This window comes from Pantoea sp. App145, from assembly GCF_047947045.1.
In the GTDB taxonomy this organism is placed as follows: domain Bacteria; phylum Pseudomonadota; class Gammaproteobacteria; order Enterobacterales; family Enterobacteriaceae; genus Pantoea.
Genome location: NZ_CP133291.1, coordinates 42,885 through 57,425 on the forward strand (window position 1 = coordinate 42,885; position 14,541 = coordinate 57,425).

The 14,541-nt window shown below is 53.0% G+C and carries 16 protein-coding genes; 11 read left to right on the forward strand and 5 right to left on the reverse strand.

Translation table 11 applies throughout. From position 1 onward, the window contains the following. The first annotated feature begins 238 nt into the window (after positions 1-238). Positions 239-1,009 (forward strand): ABC transporter substrate-binding protein, encoded by a 771-nt coding sequence (locus tag RCF31_RS20115; protein ID WP_416413573.1) that lies wholly within the window; start codon positions 239-241, stop codon positions 1,007-1,009. 37 nt (positions 1,010-1,046) lie between these two features. Next, positions 1,047-2,120 carry a DUF2817 domain-containing protein gene (locus RCF31_RS20120; RefSeq protein ID WP_416413574.1) on the forward strand — a complete coding sequence of 358 codons (1,074 nt, stop codon included), beginning with the start codon at positions 1,047-1,049 and terminating at the stop codon, positions 2,118-2,120. Between the two features lie 2 nt (positions 2,121-2,122). Here RCF31_RS20120 and RCF31_RS20125 read toward each other — a convergent pair whose 3' ends face one another. Beyond that, positions 2,123-2,896 carry a 2OG-Fe(II) oxygenase gene (locus tag RCF31_RS20125; protein ID WP_416413576.1) on the reverse strand — a complete coding sequence of 258 codons (774 nt, stop codon included), beginning with the start codon at positions 2,894-2,896 and terminating at the stop codon, positions 2,123-2,125. 99 nt (positions 2,897-2,995) lie between these two features. On the opposite strand from RCF31_RS20125, the gene RCF31_RS20130 reads away from it, so the two are divergent. The 6 genes from RCF31_RS20130 (at position 2,996) to RCF31_RS20155 (ending at position 7,819) form a co-directional block, all read left to right on the forward strand. Further along, positions 2,996-3,904 (forward strand): LysR substrate-binding domain-containing protein, encoded by a 909-nt coding sequence (locus RCF31_RS20130; RefSeq protein WP_416413577.1) that lies wholly within the window; start codon positions 2,996-2,998, stop codon positions 3,902-3,904. Between the two features lie 64 nt (positions 3,905-3,968). Next, positions 3,969-4,844 (forward strand): helix-turn-helix domain-containing protein, encoded by an 876-nt coding sequence (locus tag RCF31_RS20135; protein ID WP_416413578.1) that lies wholly within the window; start codon positions 3,969-3,971, stop codon positions 4,842-4,844. 31 nt (positions 4,845-4,875) lie between these two features. After that, the gene (locus RCF31_RS20140; RefSeq protein WP_299450724.1) at positions 4,876-5,283 is read left to right on the forward strand and encodes a DUF2000 domain-containing protein; all 408 of its coding nucleotides are present in this window, start codon (positions 4,876-4,878) and stop codon (positions 5,281-5,283) included. Positions 5,284-5,913: 630 nt separating this feature from the next. Further along, positions 5,914-6,546: a hypothetical protein gene (locus RCF31_RS20145; protein WP_416413579.1), complete on the forward strand. Its 633-nt coding sequence runs from the start codon at positions 5,914-5,916 to the stop codon at positions 6,544-6,546. A 117-nt stretch (positions 6,547-6,663) separates the two neighbouring features. Beyond that, positions 6,664-7,332, forward strand: a complete 669-nt coding sequence (locus tag RCF31_RS20150) for a hypothetical protein (RefSeq protein ID WP_416413580.1) — start codon at positions 6,664-6,666, stop codon at positions 7,330-7,332. A 97-nt stretch (positions 7,333-7,429) separates the two neighbouring features. Next, on the forward strand, positions 7,430-7,819 hold the full coding sequence (locus RCF31_RS20155; protein WP_299450728.1) for a hypothetical protein: 390 nt from the start codon (positions 7,430-7,432) through the stop codon (positions 7,817-7,819). 56 nt (positions 7,820-7,875) lie between these two features. Here RCF31_RS20155 and RCF31_RS20160 read toward each other — a convergent pair whose 3' ends face one another. Both RCF31_RS20160 and RCF31_RS20165 read right to left on the reverse strand, forming a co-directional pair. Beyond that, positions 7,876-9,231, reverse strand: a complete 1,356-nt coding sequence (locus RCF31_RS20160) for an amidase (protein WP_416413582.1) — start codon at positions 9,229-9,231, stop codon at positions 7,876-7,878. Continuing rightward, positions 9,218-10,069: an MBL fold metallo-hydrolase gene (locus RCF31_RS20165; RefSeq protein ID WP_416413583.1), complete on the reverse strand. Its 852-nt coding sequence runs from the start codon at positions 10,067-10,069 to the stop codon at positions 9,218-9,220. Before RCF31_RS20165 ends, RCF31_RS20160 begins: the two co-directional genes overlap by 14 nt. Positions 10,070-10,139: 70 nt before the next feature. Between RCF31_RS20165 and RCF31_RS20170 the strand changes: the two genes are divergently transcribed. Then, the gene (locus tag RCF31_RS20170) at positions 10,140-11,069 is read left to right on the forward strand and encodes a LysR family transcriptional regulator (protein WP_416413584.1); all 930 of its coding nucleotides are present in this window, start codon (positions 10,140-10,142) and stop codon (positions 11,067-11,069) included. A gap of 5 nt (positions 11,070-11,074) precedes the next feature. Here the strand turns inward: RCF31_RS20170 and RCF31_RS20175 are convergent, their stop codons facing one another. Continuing rightward, positions 11,075-11,776, reverse strand: coding sequence for an SDR family NAD(P)-dependent oxidoreductase (locus RCF31_RS20175; RefSeq protein ID WP_416413585.1), 702 nt, complete (start codon positions 11,774-11,776; stop codon positions 11,075-11,077). Positions 11,777-11,988: 212 nt separating this feature from the next. Further along, entirely contained in the window at positions 11,989-12,273 is a 285-nt protein-coding gene (gene nadS, locus RCF31_RS20180) for a NadS family protein (RefSeq protein WP_416413587.1), read from the reverse strand. 198 nt (positions 12,274-12,471) lie between these two features. Between nadS and RCF31_RS20185 the strand changes: the two genes are divergently transcribed. Together RCF31_RS20185 and RCF31_RS20190 are read left to right on the forward strand one after the other, a co-directional pair. Beyond that, positions 12,472-13,377, forward strand: coding sequence for a LysR family transcriptional regulator (locus RCF31_RS20185; RefSeq protein ID WP_416413588.1), 906 nt, complete (start codon positions 12,472-12,474; stop codon positions 13,375-13,377). Between the two features lie 207 nt (positions 13,378-13,584). After that, positions 13,585-14,505 carry a LysR substrate-binding domain-containing protein gene (locus tag RCF31_RS20190; RefSeq protein ID WP_021313392.1) on the forward strand — a complete coding sequence of 307 codons (921 nt, stop codon included), beginning with the start codon at positions 13,585-13,587 and terminating at the stop codon, positions 14,503-14,505. Positions 14,506-14,541 lie beyond the last annotated feature (36 nt).

Genomic DNA, 14,541 nt, shown 5'->3' on the forward strand with positions numbered 1-14,541 from the left:
AAAGACATGAGCCGGTAGATTATGCCTGCTCTCTGAATGACAGTGGCATGATTGATTCTGCCTGTAGAGAACTGTGGCATTAAGTAAATATTAATGCTGTATAAAGAATTCCCTAACCCATTAAATAATATAAGATTTTACTCTGGATGAATGCTGCTTATTCGCTGGTGGGAAGGCAGGGCACATGTTATTTAATCTGAGTGTCGTGCTCAAACTCACCTGCATTCCGGAGATAAAAATGAAAAAGAGCTTATCCCTCGCGTTATTGCTTTCGCTTACTGCCTTTACCCAGGTAGCACTGGCGCAGCAAACCCTGCGTTTTGGTGTCGATCCCACTTTTCCGCCGTTTGAATCCAAGGCGGCTGATGGGTCGCTACAGGGCTTTGATATCGATCTGGGGAACGCTATCTGTGCTCAGGCAAAAGTGAAGTGCCAGTGGGTGGAAATGGGTTTTGACAGCAGTATTCCCGCCCTGCAGGCGAAGAAATTTGATGCCATCCTGTCAGCGATGTCGATGACCGATAAACGCCGTCAGCAGGTGGCGTTTAGTGACATGCTGTATAACACGCCAAGTGCGTTGCTGGCCCCCTCAGCCAGCAAGCTGACGACCGACATTGCTTCCCTGCGCGGGAAAACCATCGGTGTGGCGCAGGGCACCATCCAGGAAACTTACGCCAAAACCAAATGGGCGCCGGAAGGAGTCAACGTAGTATCTTATCCCAATCAGATGGAGGTTTATCCTGATCTGCTGGCTGGTCGTCTTGATGGCAGCCTGAGCAATGCCGTCTCCGCTGAACAGGGATTTCTGACCAAACCGGAAGGCAAGGACTACGCCATCAAAGGCACGCTGATCGATAAAAAGATTTTTGGCGACGGTGTGGGTATCGCGTTGCGTAAAGGGGATGAAGAAAACCTGAAGATGATCAACGCGGCGCTGGCGGAGATTCATAAAAATGGCACCTATGATCAGTTGACCAAAAAATACTTTAAATTCAAGGTTTATCCCTGATAATCCCGGCGTGACGATTCGCAGGAGTCTGAATCACATGTTATTACCCCAATACAGCGCCCAGCGGGCGCGCTTTCTGGCTGCTGCTCAAGGCAGAGATGCCGTTGTGACTTCTTATGCACATCCACTTCCTGGTCCGCAGGGGGAGAGACTCTACACAGACGTCGTCCGGGTTGGGCCAGCCACTGCATCACGTCTGATGCTAGTGGTTTCGGGTACGCATGGTGTGGAAGGTTACTATGGCTCAGATTGTCAGATCGCCTGGCTGGCTACGCTTGACGAAAAGGCATTGCCTGCTGACACGGCGGTGCTGCTGATTCATCTGCTCAATCCCTGGGGAGCGGCCCATTTGCGGCGCGTCAACGAAGACAATATCGACCTCAACCGTAATTTTCTCGATTTCAGCCAGCCGTCCCCCGTCAATCCGGATTATGCCCAGTGGCATGGTATTTATCATGGTGACCGTGACAGCGCCGATCGACAACTGGCTGAAGCGCTCGGGAATGTTGGCTGGCAGGCGGTAAAACGTGTGGTGGAAGCAGGGCAGTACGCAGCTGCCGAAGGCTTTTTCTTTGGTGGTCATCAGCCGTCCTGGTCATATCACACCATGGCGGCGATCATCGACCAACATCTTCGGACGGCGAAAACCATCATCAGTTTTGACCTGCATACCGGTGCCGGGGCATGGGGACATCCGATGCTGTTGTCGATTGCGGAACAGCGTTATGCCGCGCATGACTGGGGTAAGGCAATTTACGGGGAATGGCTGACATTGTTGTTTACCGGAGCCGGACGTGACAGCACAACGGGCGTCACCGCGACGGCGACGGGATATCTGTCGCAATACCTGCTGACTGTGCTCGCCGACACCCGGATTTTGCCGCTGGTGGTGGAATGTGGGACATACCCGGGGGAAGATATGCATCAGCGAGTGCGGGAAGATCATTGGCTGCATTTATATGGCGACCCCGCCAGTGCGGCAGGCCAGGCGATCAAGCAGCAACTGGTGGAAGGATTCTGGCCCAGCGATGCGGACTGGCGTGCGTTAGTGGCTTTCCGCACGCAGCAAATCTTTCTGCGCGGCTGGCGTGCCCTGGCGGACACGCCCTGATTTCACAGTCTGCCGTAAAATGTCATACGCGCTGTCTCTGATAATGCAATGCCGGGTTGAGTGTTGTAAGCCAGCACCGCCAGCATCCGCGTAACGTCGCCTTCGGTAGGCGTCACGCGGTGCAGAGAATTACGGCCACGAAACAACACCAAATCACCGGCTTCAATCGCCAGCGCTTCCACCGGCTGGCGTTCATCCAGCACCGCCTCGACACCTGCAAAGTTCATCTCGCCAGCGTCGGCATCACGCAGATCCTTCACGTACTGAAACACGCCGCCTGCCCGTGGTTTTTGTACTAATAAGGTGATGGCAAAAGAGGAGTTGTCGAAGTGCCAGCCCAGCTCCTGGCCGTGGGGTGCGTAGTGCAGGTTGATAGAGGAAAGAGGGTCAGCGTAGGGATAGAGCGCTTCTTCACCCAGTACCTCGCACAGGAAACTTTTGAACAGGGCATCATTATAAAGCTGACGCAGCGGTGATTCGGCAGCGATGGCATCATCGGTGATACAGCCTTTGGTACTGATCACATCACGATTACGCGGGTGCTCAGGGTTGAACGCCTCATCAGGCTTCATCAGATAAACATTGTGTTTGCTGAGGGTGTGATAAGCCAGATGGCGCTGCGCATGGCCTTCATCGATGATCGCCTGTAAGGCTGCGGGTTGTAAAAACTGACGCAGTACCAGTGCGCCAGATTGGTTTAATTGCTCACGACAGCGTTGACGCCAGTCATGATCGGCCAGCGGATGCAGGTCGAGACGAACAAGAGAGCCAGACATAGCAACAATTCTCATGATTAGCAGGTGTGATGTTACTCTAACTGTCACCTGCAAAGCTGTGTAACGATAAATACTTAATACCCTGATAAGGAAGACTTAATGCCTGCCCAATCGCCGCGGTTGCCAAAAATCAGCGTTATCCAGTCATTTAAAGTGGCCGCCGAACTGGGCAGCCTGGCAAAAGCGGCTGCCCAGCTGGCGTTAACACCGGCTGCGGTCAGCCAGCAGATTCGCCAGCTGGAAGAGCAACTGGGTAGTGCCCTGTTTTTGCGCACGCAAAGTGGCGTGATGCTGACCGAAACCGGGAAGGAATATTTGCGCTATGTCACCGAAGCCTTTGATATTTTGCACCTTGGTCAGCAAAACATTCGCCATGCCGCCAGCGCCCCCAGGTTAACGGTGTATGCATTACCGGCGCTGGCGTCGAAATGGTTGTTGCCCCAGCTGGCGAGCTGGCGCGCTTGCTGTCCGAAGATCGATCTGTCGTTGCATGGTACCCATGCCCAGGTGGATTTCACCGCCATGCCCGCCGATTTTGTTATCTGCTTTGGCGAGGATCGTTATCCGCAGCTGGATAAGCAGTGGCTGTTTCATGATGAGGTGCTGCCGGTTGCCAGTCCGTCCTTATTACAACGCTTTGCACCTGAAGAAATCTTCAGCCATGCACCTTTAATTCATCTCGATTGGGGTAACGAAGGGCGTTTCCTGCCTGACTGGCGTAGCTGGTTTCGGGCTAAAGGCATGGACGAACCGCCACCGCAACCTGCATTTAGCTTCAATCTCACCTCGCTGGCGATTGATGCCGCTGTGGCCGGAGCCGGATTGCTGTTGGGGCAGCGACGACTGATCGCGCCGGAGCTGGCGCGTGGCGAGCTGGTGGTGATTGATGAACTCTGCCTGCCCCTTAGCAAACCCTATTTTCTTGCCTGGCCACAGCGCACCCTGAGCCAGCCAGGCAGTGAAGCGATGATTCACTGGCTACGTGAGTTGGGAGCGGGCTGCCAATAGTTGGTGGCTGTTATCCGGCCTGATATAGTTTGTTTCTTTTCTATTGCGCCAGCCAGGAGCCGTTATGCCAGCCAAAATCGCCAACGCCAGCAGCCAGGACTGGGTCGATTTTCGCCGCGATGACGAAACTGGCATCGAAAGCGTCAATGCCCATTTTTGCGGGCACGCTTACGATCCCCACGATCATGATGAGTTGCTGGTGGGGGTGACGCAGCAGGGGTTGCAGCGTTTCAACTGCCACCGCGCATTGCATACCAGCACGCCGGGGCGGTCGATTCTGATTGAACCGGGTGCGGTGCATGATGGTCATGCCCCGGATACCGAAGGCTTCACTTATGTGATGCTTTACCTGCCACAAACGTGGGTGGCACAGATGATGCAGCGGCGTGGTCTGGGTGATATCGCCAATATAGAAGCGGCTTTTCGCTCAACCCTGAACGATGATGCGCTGCTGGCCTGCGCGATTCAGCAGGCATGGTACGCGGTGCACCACGGCGAAGGACGGCTGGCGCGTGACCAAAGCCTTGATCATCTGCTGACCATGTTGTCACGCCACCTCGATCCGCGTCCGGGATTGCAGCGAACTGAGACATTGGCACCGATGCAGTTGCTGCGTGATTATCTGCACGATTTTATGGCGGAAGATATTGGCCTTGAGGAGCTGGCGCGGTTATCAGGTATTGATCGTTTTCGCCTGACGCGCCAGTTCAAAAAAGCCTTTGGGCAATCTCCTCATGCTTATCTGGTACGGTTACGGCTGCGTAGCGCACGTAGCCTGCTGGCGCAGGGGGGTGAACCTGCTCAGGTTGCCTTGCAGGTGGGTTTTTCTGACCAGAGCCACCTTGGCCGCTGGTTCCAGCGTGCTTATCGCATGACACCCGCCTCTTATCAGCGTCAGTGCACAAACGTTCCAGACCGCCTGCCTCGCTCCTGTTTATGATAGGGTTTTGACCCGAACGGAGTTGTTGCAGATGTTTGATACTAAAATCGCCCTGATCGTACGTGATGATTTAGCCACCTGGCAGCGCTTAAATGTGGTGGCCTTTCTGGCCACCGGGATTGCCTCGGCTGCGCCAGAAATGATGGGCGAACCTTATGTTGATGCTCGCGGACGTCATTACGGCAATATGGCCGGGCAGCCGATGCTGGTGTTTGCCGGGGATCTGCCGGGCCTGCAACGCGCCCATCGTCAGGGACTGGAACGCGAATTAACCATCATTCCTTATGTTCACGCTATGTTTTCCACGGGTCATGATGCGGCGAATCGCGAAGTCTTCCTTGCCGAGGATGCAGATAACCTGAATCTGGTGGGCATCGCGCTGCGGGGTCCGAAGAAAGCGGTTGATAAAGCCATCAAGGGCTTGTCATTACATGGTTGATATTTTTATTTTTTGAAAATTTATATTTTTGTTAAGGTTAATATTCAATAACTAATAGACGTGTCGCGTTGCCCAAATAATGGGCAGCGTTCTATCAGTTTATTGGCGGTTTTTAAGTCAGCACTTTGCTGCCTGCAACATAACAGTATGATTTAACTACATCGGCTCTCCATACGCTTTCTCGCCATAATTGAATTACATCGGATTTTCTTACCAGTTTACTGCTCGAATCATTATGGAAAATGATAATTCAGAGCCTATGGAAATCAATGTGAAAAAGGAAAAATATTTTTTATCTTAAAAATCATGTAATTAAATTTACACCCTTAACTCAAATTCATAAGTGTTTTTTACATTATTTTCTGTTAAAAAATATACCTGCATAATGAAATTTTAAATGCTCTCCTATGAAAAAGGAGAAATTATTCGTAATCTTCCCTTGCTGAAATTTCCAGAAAAAATCTGAATACCCCATGTTAATCATTTAAATATTTCCTCGTGCAGGCCTGGTAAAGGGGTTTGCACAATAAAAAAATATGATGATAATAAGGTCGTTCCACTTCGGAACATCATTGTAAATTGGCTCTGAATACAGATCTTGTTATTAACTCATCCTGAAAGGAACAACTTATGTCTTCCTATTCTCTCTCTGTATTAAATTCCAGCGGCGGCGCTGCAAATGTTGCAATTTACCAAACTTATCCTAATCTCATCGCTGGTTTGCCATTAGTCTGGCTGCTGCAAACCATCAACGATGGAAATACGAACACCTATAACTGGACCATCGATTGGGCATTAAACTGGGGTACATCGGCACAACCAATCGCGCCCGGTGTGCAGTGGAGTTCTGGTGGGCCAATACAGAATATGAATCCGACTGCCTCGGGTGGAAATAATGCCATGGGTGTGACGTATTCAAATGGCCAGTTCCAGACACAGCCCCTGGCATTCAACAATGCCAGCGTTGCCAGCGGCAGTATGCTGGTGACAACCGATGCAACATTTACCGTTGCACAATCAAAAGCCATGAGCCTCGCGGTGTATATGAATTCGTTACCGGCATTTGCCATGCAAGGCAAACCCAACGGGAATTTCCTGTTTGATACGCACCCAACCTATTGGATTTGCACCACGGATTCCAAACAAGGTGTCGCTGTATCAGGTACTTATGTCAGCAGCCCGACCCAGTTCTCCTTTGCTGATGGGGTGACTTCATTGAAATTTGAACTCAATGAAACCCTGCAGTTTGTTCCTGTTTCCTGATATTGCCACTTTTTGCGGTAATTAGTTTTTGCACAGCAAAAAATTAAGAAAGCCAATCTGCTGTTTATGCAGCAGGTTGGTTTTCGAATAGATTTTCTGGTAGAAGGATATCTAATCGTGGCTTATTCGGTGCAGGTGATTAATAACAGCGGTGCAGCGCAATATATAGCGATATTTCTTGCCGATGCTTCGGGAGGGAATGAATCTTCCCTGGTCTGGATGATGAATGGGACAAATAATGGTGGAGGCGTATCATTCAGCTGGGACCCAACTGATTTTAGATTAGGTTGGGGGAGTACGCCTCAGCCGCTGGATACCAATGTCCTTTTTACTACCGGACAACCACCGGTTGCTGTTTTTCCCTCCACCGTGGGTGGATATAATGTCCTTCCGGTACAACATAACCAGTATGGATTTGCTTCCGGTAATCCTTATAACAAAAGTAGTATTTTTAATAAACTGGAAATTACCACTGACAGCAGTTTTACCGTCTCGGATGCGGCTAATATGGCGGTCGCGCTTTATGTTGAACAATATCCAGCCTTAGCCATGCAAGGCGCGCCTAATACGTTTTATTATTTTGATGTTGCGCAAATATCCTGGTATCTGACGGTCACCGATTTTGCACAGGGGGTGGCGCTGCCCAGGATGAGCACTTCATCAAATAGCCGTTTTTTTTCTGTTTCAGGTTCCAGTATGAGTGCGCCGGTTAAAATTGCTTTCGGATCCGGCAGTACGGACCTGAAATATATGTTGAACGGAAATTTAAATTTCCTGCAAATCTGACTCTCAATAACCAGGTAGTCTCGCTTTACAACGTTGTGATGTCGCAACAAACCACTGCATTTATTGCAGATTCCTATCGATGAAAAGGACGTATATCATGCAAACAAAACGTATCTGCTACTACCTGACGGCTGGCGTGATTCTGAGTACATTTTCTGCTATGTCGCTGCCAGCATTCGCCGTTGATCTGCCGTTCAGTGCCAATTGTACCAACTATTCGCAGATTCAGGTTACGGCACCTAATACCGGGATTACTTTCCGGAAAAACCCGAACAGTGCAGCCACCCGCGCGGCCACCGCCACAATTTTCGCTATTCACGGACTGCACAACATCACTATTCCGGCGAATGTCGTCTCCTGTTTCTTCGCGGTGCAAGCACCAAACACGGATAGCTATTGTTTCCAGGCGTCTAATAACGCGGCAGCCTTTACCAATATCAATGCAGTGGCTAACACCAATGTGGCTGGCGCGCCAAACTGCCAGTAATCCGCAAAACGTTGACCATTGCCGCCGTCGTGGCAATGGTCGATACACATACAACCTTACCTGCCGAACTCCGCCATCTGCGCTGCTGCATAGAGCAACAGATCTTCCCGTCCGCGCAATGCCAGCAGTTCCATGCCAATCGGAAGTCCCTGGGCAGTGAAGCCCACCGGGATGCTGATAGCGGGTGCCCCGGTTACCGCAGCCAGCAGGGCGTTGCTGCCGGGTTGTAACTCGCCATGTTTCACCGGGGGATGTTTGACCACCGGATAGGCCAGCAGGTTAATCCTGCGCTGGGCAAACAGCTGGCTGAGGGTTTGATAAAGCGTGCGCTGACGCACCTGCTGGACGGCATAGCTTTCACTGGCCTTACCTGGATGACTGGCGCGTGCGGTAAACACCGCTTTCAGCTGAGGATGATGCCGCTCCGATGCGACCACTTCGCTGAGCGTGCTCACCTCGGCCTGCGGTTTGTCGGCCAGCCAGTCTGCCAGCGCTTCGGCAAACTCCCAGGGAATGATACTGGCATCCGTTGCGAGCGCTTCAAGCTGCGGGAAGGCAATCTCCTGTTGCGTGCCGTTCTCTCCCGTCAGCGCCGCCACCGCAGCGCGTATCGCCTGGTTGATCGCCGGTTCCTCTGCGGCAAATCCTTCCAGCCACAAACCGATGCGCAGGGGTTCTTCGCCATCCACAAACTGCTGCCCGCTCAGGATCTCACTGGCAAGGCGCAGATCGGCTGCATGACGTACCAGCGCGCCGGGAATATCCTGAGTCGGTGACAGCGGCACAATGCCGTCAATGCTGATGGCACCGTGTGTCATGCGCAGGCCATACAGATGATTAAATGCGGCCGGAATGCGTACCGAGCCTGCGGTATCGGTACCGATCGCCAGCGGAACATAACCTGCGGCGACAGCCACCGCCGAGCCACTGCTGGAACCGCCGGGTGAATGGCCCGCCAGCCAGGCGTTGTCAGTAAAACCACTGAGGGAGGATGCGCCAGTAATCCCTGCCGCCAGTTCATGCATCGCCGTCTTACCCAGCAACACCGCACCTGCGGCACGCAGCGCCATCACTAACGGGGCGTCCTGTTCGGCAATGACGGCGCGTAACAGCACCGAACCGGCGCTGGTCGGCCAGCCTTGTACCTCGATGTTATCTTTGATCAACACCGGGATACCTTCGAGGCGGCCCGGAGATTCACCGTGGCGGCGGCGCGCATCACTGGCATCAGCCGCAGCCAGTGCCTGGTCGGCAAACAGCCAGGTAATCGCGTTATAGTGCGGGCCGCTTTGATCGGCTTCCGCAATACGTTGCAGGGCAAACCCGGTTAACTGGCGAGAGGTGGTGGTGCCTTGATTCAGTGCCTGGGTTAGGTCGCTTAACGAAGCACGAAAATAATCAGCATATTGCATCCGGTTCAGCCTCCAGCGGCATCCAGTGAAGCTGCCCATCGTCAGCAGGTAAAACCCTGCCGCATGAGCTGGCAGAAAAATGGGAACTGAACCAGATTGCCTGATTTTGCAGGCACCAGTCTATCGCCCGTTGCCGCGAACGCACCGCCAGCGCTTTATCTTCACAAAATACCGAGTTCCAGAGGGGGAACTGAAACTGGATTGGATGATGCATCACATCGCCGGAAAAGAGCGCATGCTGGTGCTGGCTGCTGAGCATGAGTGACGCATGATCGCTGCTGTGGCCGGGAGTAGGCAGATAACGCAGTACACCGGCAAACTGTGGTGAATTATCGACATCAACCGTCTCCAGCTGACCACTGTTAATCAGTGGCAGAATGCTATCGAGATATAACGCCTGCATCGCCGGGGTGTTTTGGCATCGCTCCAGCTCCAGTGCAGAACAGATGTAACGCGCATGCGGAAACATCGGCTGCCAGCGTCCTTCCTGCCAGTGGGTATTCCAGCCGACATGATCGGTGTGGATATGCGTCATCAGTACCAGCGTGACATCCTGCGGCTGCACACCGGCTTGTGCCAGGCGTGCGGCATAATCGGTTTGCAGCTGATGAAACAGTGGCTTATGGTCTCGTTCGCGCTGATTACCAGTGGCAGTATCGATAATGATGATGTCGTCGCCGCTTCTTACCACCCAGCTGTGGATCGACAATTCAGCCGTTTGTTGTGCGATTGCGCTGGACATTTCATGGCGGCTCTCTGGATAGAGCGCGCTAAACGGAACTGCTGCGGTTTGTTCGGTCACTTTCGCGATCAGGCAGTCGCCTACACGGATTGGCATAATTTGCTCCCGGTCAGTTAATGACGCCACTATACTGAAGCCTGATGCATTATTTAAATCGATTAAAATCATGAAAATCATCAATGAAAATGATTTAACTCGTGTCGATCTTAATCTGCTGGTGGTGCTACTGGTGATGTACGAAACGCGCAGCGTTACCCGCGCGGCGCAGCGGTTGTATCTTGGACAGCCTGCCGTCAGTGCGGCACTGAAACGTTTACGTGAGATGTTTGACGACCCGCTGTTTATACGTGCCTCGCACGGCATGACGCCGACGCCGCGCGCGGAACAGCTGATACAGTTAATTGCGCCATTATTGCAGGGTGTACAGCAGGCAATTTTTAGTACGCCAGCGTTTAACCCGCTGGAGGATCGTTACAGCTTTCGCCTCGGCATGAGTGACTGGGTCGAGCAATGGCTGATGCCGGATTTACTGGCGGACCTGATGACAGAAGCGCCGCAGGTGGATGTGACGGTGCTGGCCGCCGATCCGTGGCAGGCCATCCCGCTGCTGGAGAAGCAGCAGGCGGATATGGCGGTAATGGTCGGCAATGAAAGCAGCCGCGATTTGTTACGTGAAGATATTGCCAGCGCGGGTTTCTGCACCTTGTGGGATAACCGGCAGATTCGGCTGGCTTCACCGCTGACGCTGGCTGATTTCGTTCAGCACGATCATGTGCTGGTGTCCTATCGCGGCGTCAGCGAAAGTGCGCTCGATGAGCAACTGAGACAACAGGGAGTTGCCCGCCGGGTAAGGTTTGTCACGCCGCACTTCTCCGCATTACCGATGATGCTGAACCGTATGCCGCTATTCGCCACTGTACCACAAGGGCTGGTCAGCAGCTGGTGCAAACGTTATGAACTGTGTGCGGCACCGGTGCCGGTAGCGATGCCTGATTACAGGTTATCGCTGCTGTGGCATAAGGCGGGGAGCGAGGATGCGGCCCATCGCTGGATGCGCGACAAGCTCCGTCAGCTGGTGCTGCACAAACTGGGTTAAGGGGGTTACCACGGCACCTCGCGGCCAAGATAATCGAGATAATGTAACCCGGTGCGATCACGCCATGTTTCCATGGTATTCAGCAGGTTGGGGATGCTCTCTTCAATGCTCAGGCGTGCTTCGGGACCACCCATATCGGTACGTACCCAGCCCGGCGCCATCAGCAGCAGGGTGCGTCTATCATCCTGATGACGCGCGGCAAAGCTGCGCATCAGCATATTCAGAGCGGCTTTGCTGCCGCGATAGACTTCGTAGTTGCCATTGGTGTTATTGGTGATGCTACCCTGGCCGGATGACATCACCGCAATGGTGCCGTCAGCGCTGACATTGTCTTTGAAGGTTTCAATTACGCGCAGCGGGCTGAGCGCGTTGGTGACCATCACGCGAATAAATTCGTCAGTGGAGACATCGGCAATGGTTTCACCATCCTTATTTTTCACACCGGCATTGACGAACAACATATCGAACTGACGATTGCCCAGGCGCTGCTTCAGGGCGCTAACCTGTTCCGGCAGGGTGATATCCACGCTTTCTACGCTCAGGGTGTCTGGATAGCGTTGGTTGAGAGACTCAAGTGATGCGGTGGAATGCTGGCGTCCGGTCGCTACCACATGGTAACCACGCTGAAGCATGGTCTCAGTCAGGGCAAAGCCCAGCCCGCGTGAGGCGCCAATCAGTAAAACGCGTGGGGTTGCTGAAGGGGTCATAAGGTTCTCTCCTGTAATGAACGTTACAGCAAGAGTGTAGCGTCGCTGGATAGCAGGCGGAACGTGCAGTATGTGCATTGATAACCTGCAGCAAACGCCTGTAGTGCTGGCATTGATGCCGACCGGGCCAATAACTGCATGGACTTGTAGTGGCGCGATTTATCGCGCCACTACAAGTCCATGCCAACATGTTCAATCAAGAGTGAGCCCACTCAATGCGCAGCCAGCTCAAGATAAAATGCCGGATTTGCCTGGATAGTCGCCAGCACCTTCGCTGCCAGCCCGGTTGGATTCCTGCGTTTGGCTTCCCAGCTTTTGATGGTATCGATACTTGTACCCAGGGCTCTTGCCATTTCTGCCTGTGAAACGTTCAGCTGTTCTCTGATGGCTTTTACATCTGCAATCTCATAGCGAGCAACACGAGCAGGAGCTTTAACGCCGTTTTTGATATCAACAGCTTCTTCCAGCGAAGTTTTAAGATCGTCAAAAAAACTCATTTCATACCTCATCTTTCTTTGGCGTAAGTGCCATTTACACTGATTAATCATCATTACAACCAACGGCAGTTGTAGCGAAATCCAGCATGGGACACACCTGATAATTTCCTGAAGAATCACCGATGGCTTCCTCACATTAACCCTTCTCACCTGCAGCAAACGCCTTGTTTCCGCAGCACTAATCAGAGAGGATGAAGTATGACTGAACCCGATCTGAATCTTCTTTTCGCGCTTGATGCGCTGCTGACTGAAGGCAGTGTGACGGGGGCTGCGCGCCGTCTTGGCCTGAGTGAATCTGCCATGAGCCGTACGCTGGGGAGGTTACGCGCCACCACAGGTGATGCGTTGCTGGTGCGGGCCGGGCGCAATATGGTGCTGACGCCGTACGCCGAGGAAATTCGGCAGCGAACCCAGCATAGCGTCAGTGAGGCGCGCGCAGTGCTGCAACCGGCAGCCGCAGCACTGGATCTGGCGACGCTGGATCGGGTTTTTAATCTGCGCACCAATGAGGGCTTTGTCGAGGCTTTCGGTAGCACCTTAATCAACGCGGTGGCGCAGGTTGCGCCGCGTGTGCGGCTGAACTTTGTGGCGAAGCCGGAAAAAAGTTCACGCGATTTACGTGAAGGGCGGGTCGATCTGGAGATCGGCGTGCTCGGCAATATGGGGCCGGAAATCCGCATGCAGGCACTGTTTCGCGATCGGTTTGTTGGTGTGGTGCGCCAGGGGCATCCGCTGGCGCAGCAGGTGACATTGCGCGAACTGGCTGCCTGGGGGCATATCGTGGCTTCACGCCGTGGTGAACTGGGCGGACCGATCCATGATGCACTGGCGGCAGCGGGCTACACCCGGCAGATTGCCGCCGTGGTGCCTGCGTTTTCCACCGCAGTGGCGATTGCGCAAGGCTCTGATCTGGTGGCGCTGGTGCCTCGTTCGCTGTTTCTCTATCACCCGCTGATTAAAGCCAGCCCGGCGCTGGTGAGTTTTGAGCTACCGTTCAGTACCCCGGAGATGACCGTTTCGCAGTTCTGGCATCCGCGGCTGGAAAATGATTCGGCGCATCGCTGGTTGCGTGGTCTGGTGCGTGATCAGATCCCTCTGCCCTGATAAGGTGCAACCAGGGGGCAGGGCTGGTTTACTGATGATTCATAGTGCAGTAAAAACCCGCTACCTCCCTCACGAATATCAAACTTTTCCCATTTAAGAATGCTGTCGCGATCGCGAATACATGGCATGGCACTTGCTTGATCCACGTTGATTAGCCTAAAGCTATGTAGACCCTTCACCTGACAATATTTCTATAATGGTTTTCTCATGACACATTTCACGCTCAAGCAACTTAAATATTTCGTCACTGTGGTTGAGACCGAAAGCATCGCCGAAGCGTCACGTCAGCTGCACATCGCCCAGCCTTCGATTTCGGTCGCCATCAAAAACCTTGAGGACGCTTTTGAGCAGCAGCTGTTCATTCGCCATCATGCGCAGGGCGTATCGCTCACCTCCAGTGGGAGGCGGTTCTACGAAAAAGCAAAGGAGTTGCTGCGGCTGTCCTATGAGTTTGAGCAAAGTTCACGCGCAGAAAATGAGCTGGTTTGCGGCACCATCGCCGTGGGTTGTTTTGAATCGGCGGCTCCGCTGTATATGCCCAAGCTGATTGCAGGTTTCAAAAAACTCTATCCAGAAATCAATATTCAGCTGTACGACGGTGAACAGCATGAGCTGATGCACGGTTTACATCGTGGCCGTTTTGACATGGCATTTCTCTACGATCTTGACCTGGACAACGCGATTCAGAAAGAACCGCTGAATGCGCCGCATAAACCCTATGCGCTGCTACCGGCGGCTCATCCGCTGGCTAAAAAAAGTGCGGTGACTTTACAGGAACTGGCAAGCGAACCGATGATCCTGTTGGATGCGGTACCCAGCAAAAATTACTTTATCAGCATTTTCAAAGAGAATGGTTATTACCCTGAAGTGGCCTATAGCTCACCGTCAATTGAAATGGTGCGGTGCATGGTCGGGCAGGGGCTGGGCTTTTCGGTGCTGGTGACCCGGCCCTGTTCGGATATGACATACGATGGGCAGCGCCTGGTGCAACTGGATATTGTCGATGAAATGGCGGCATCGACGCTGATTATGGCTTATCTGCAAAATAATGAACCCACGCGGCCGACTCGGTTATTTATGGATTATTGCCGCAGTGTTGAATTAACGCCGGCCGTCAGCAGCCATTAAATTGTGGCTCTACCCGTTGCGGGTAGAGCCAACGTC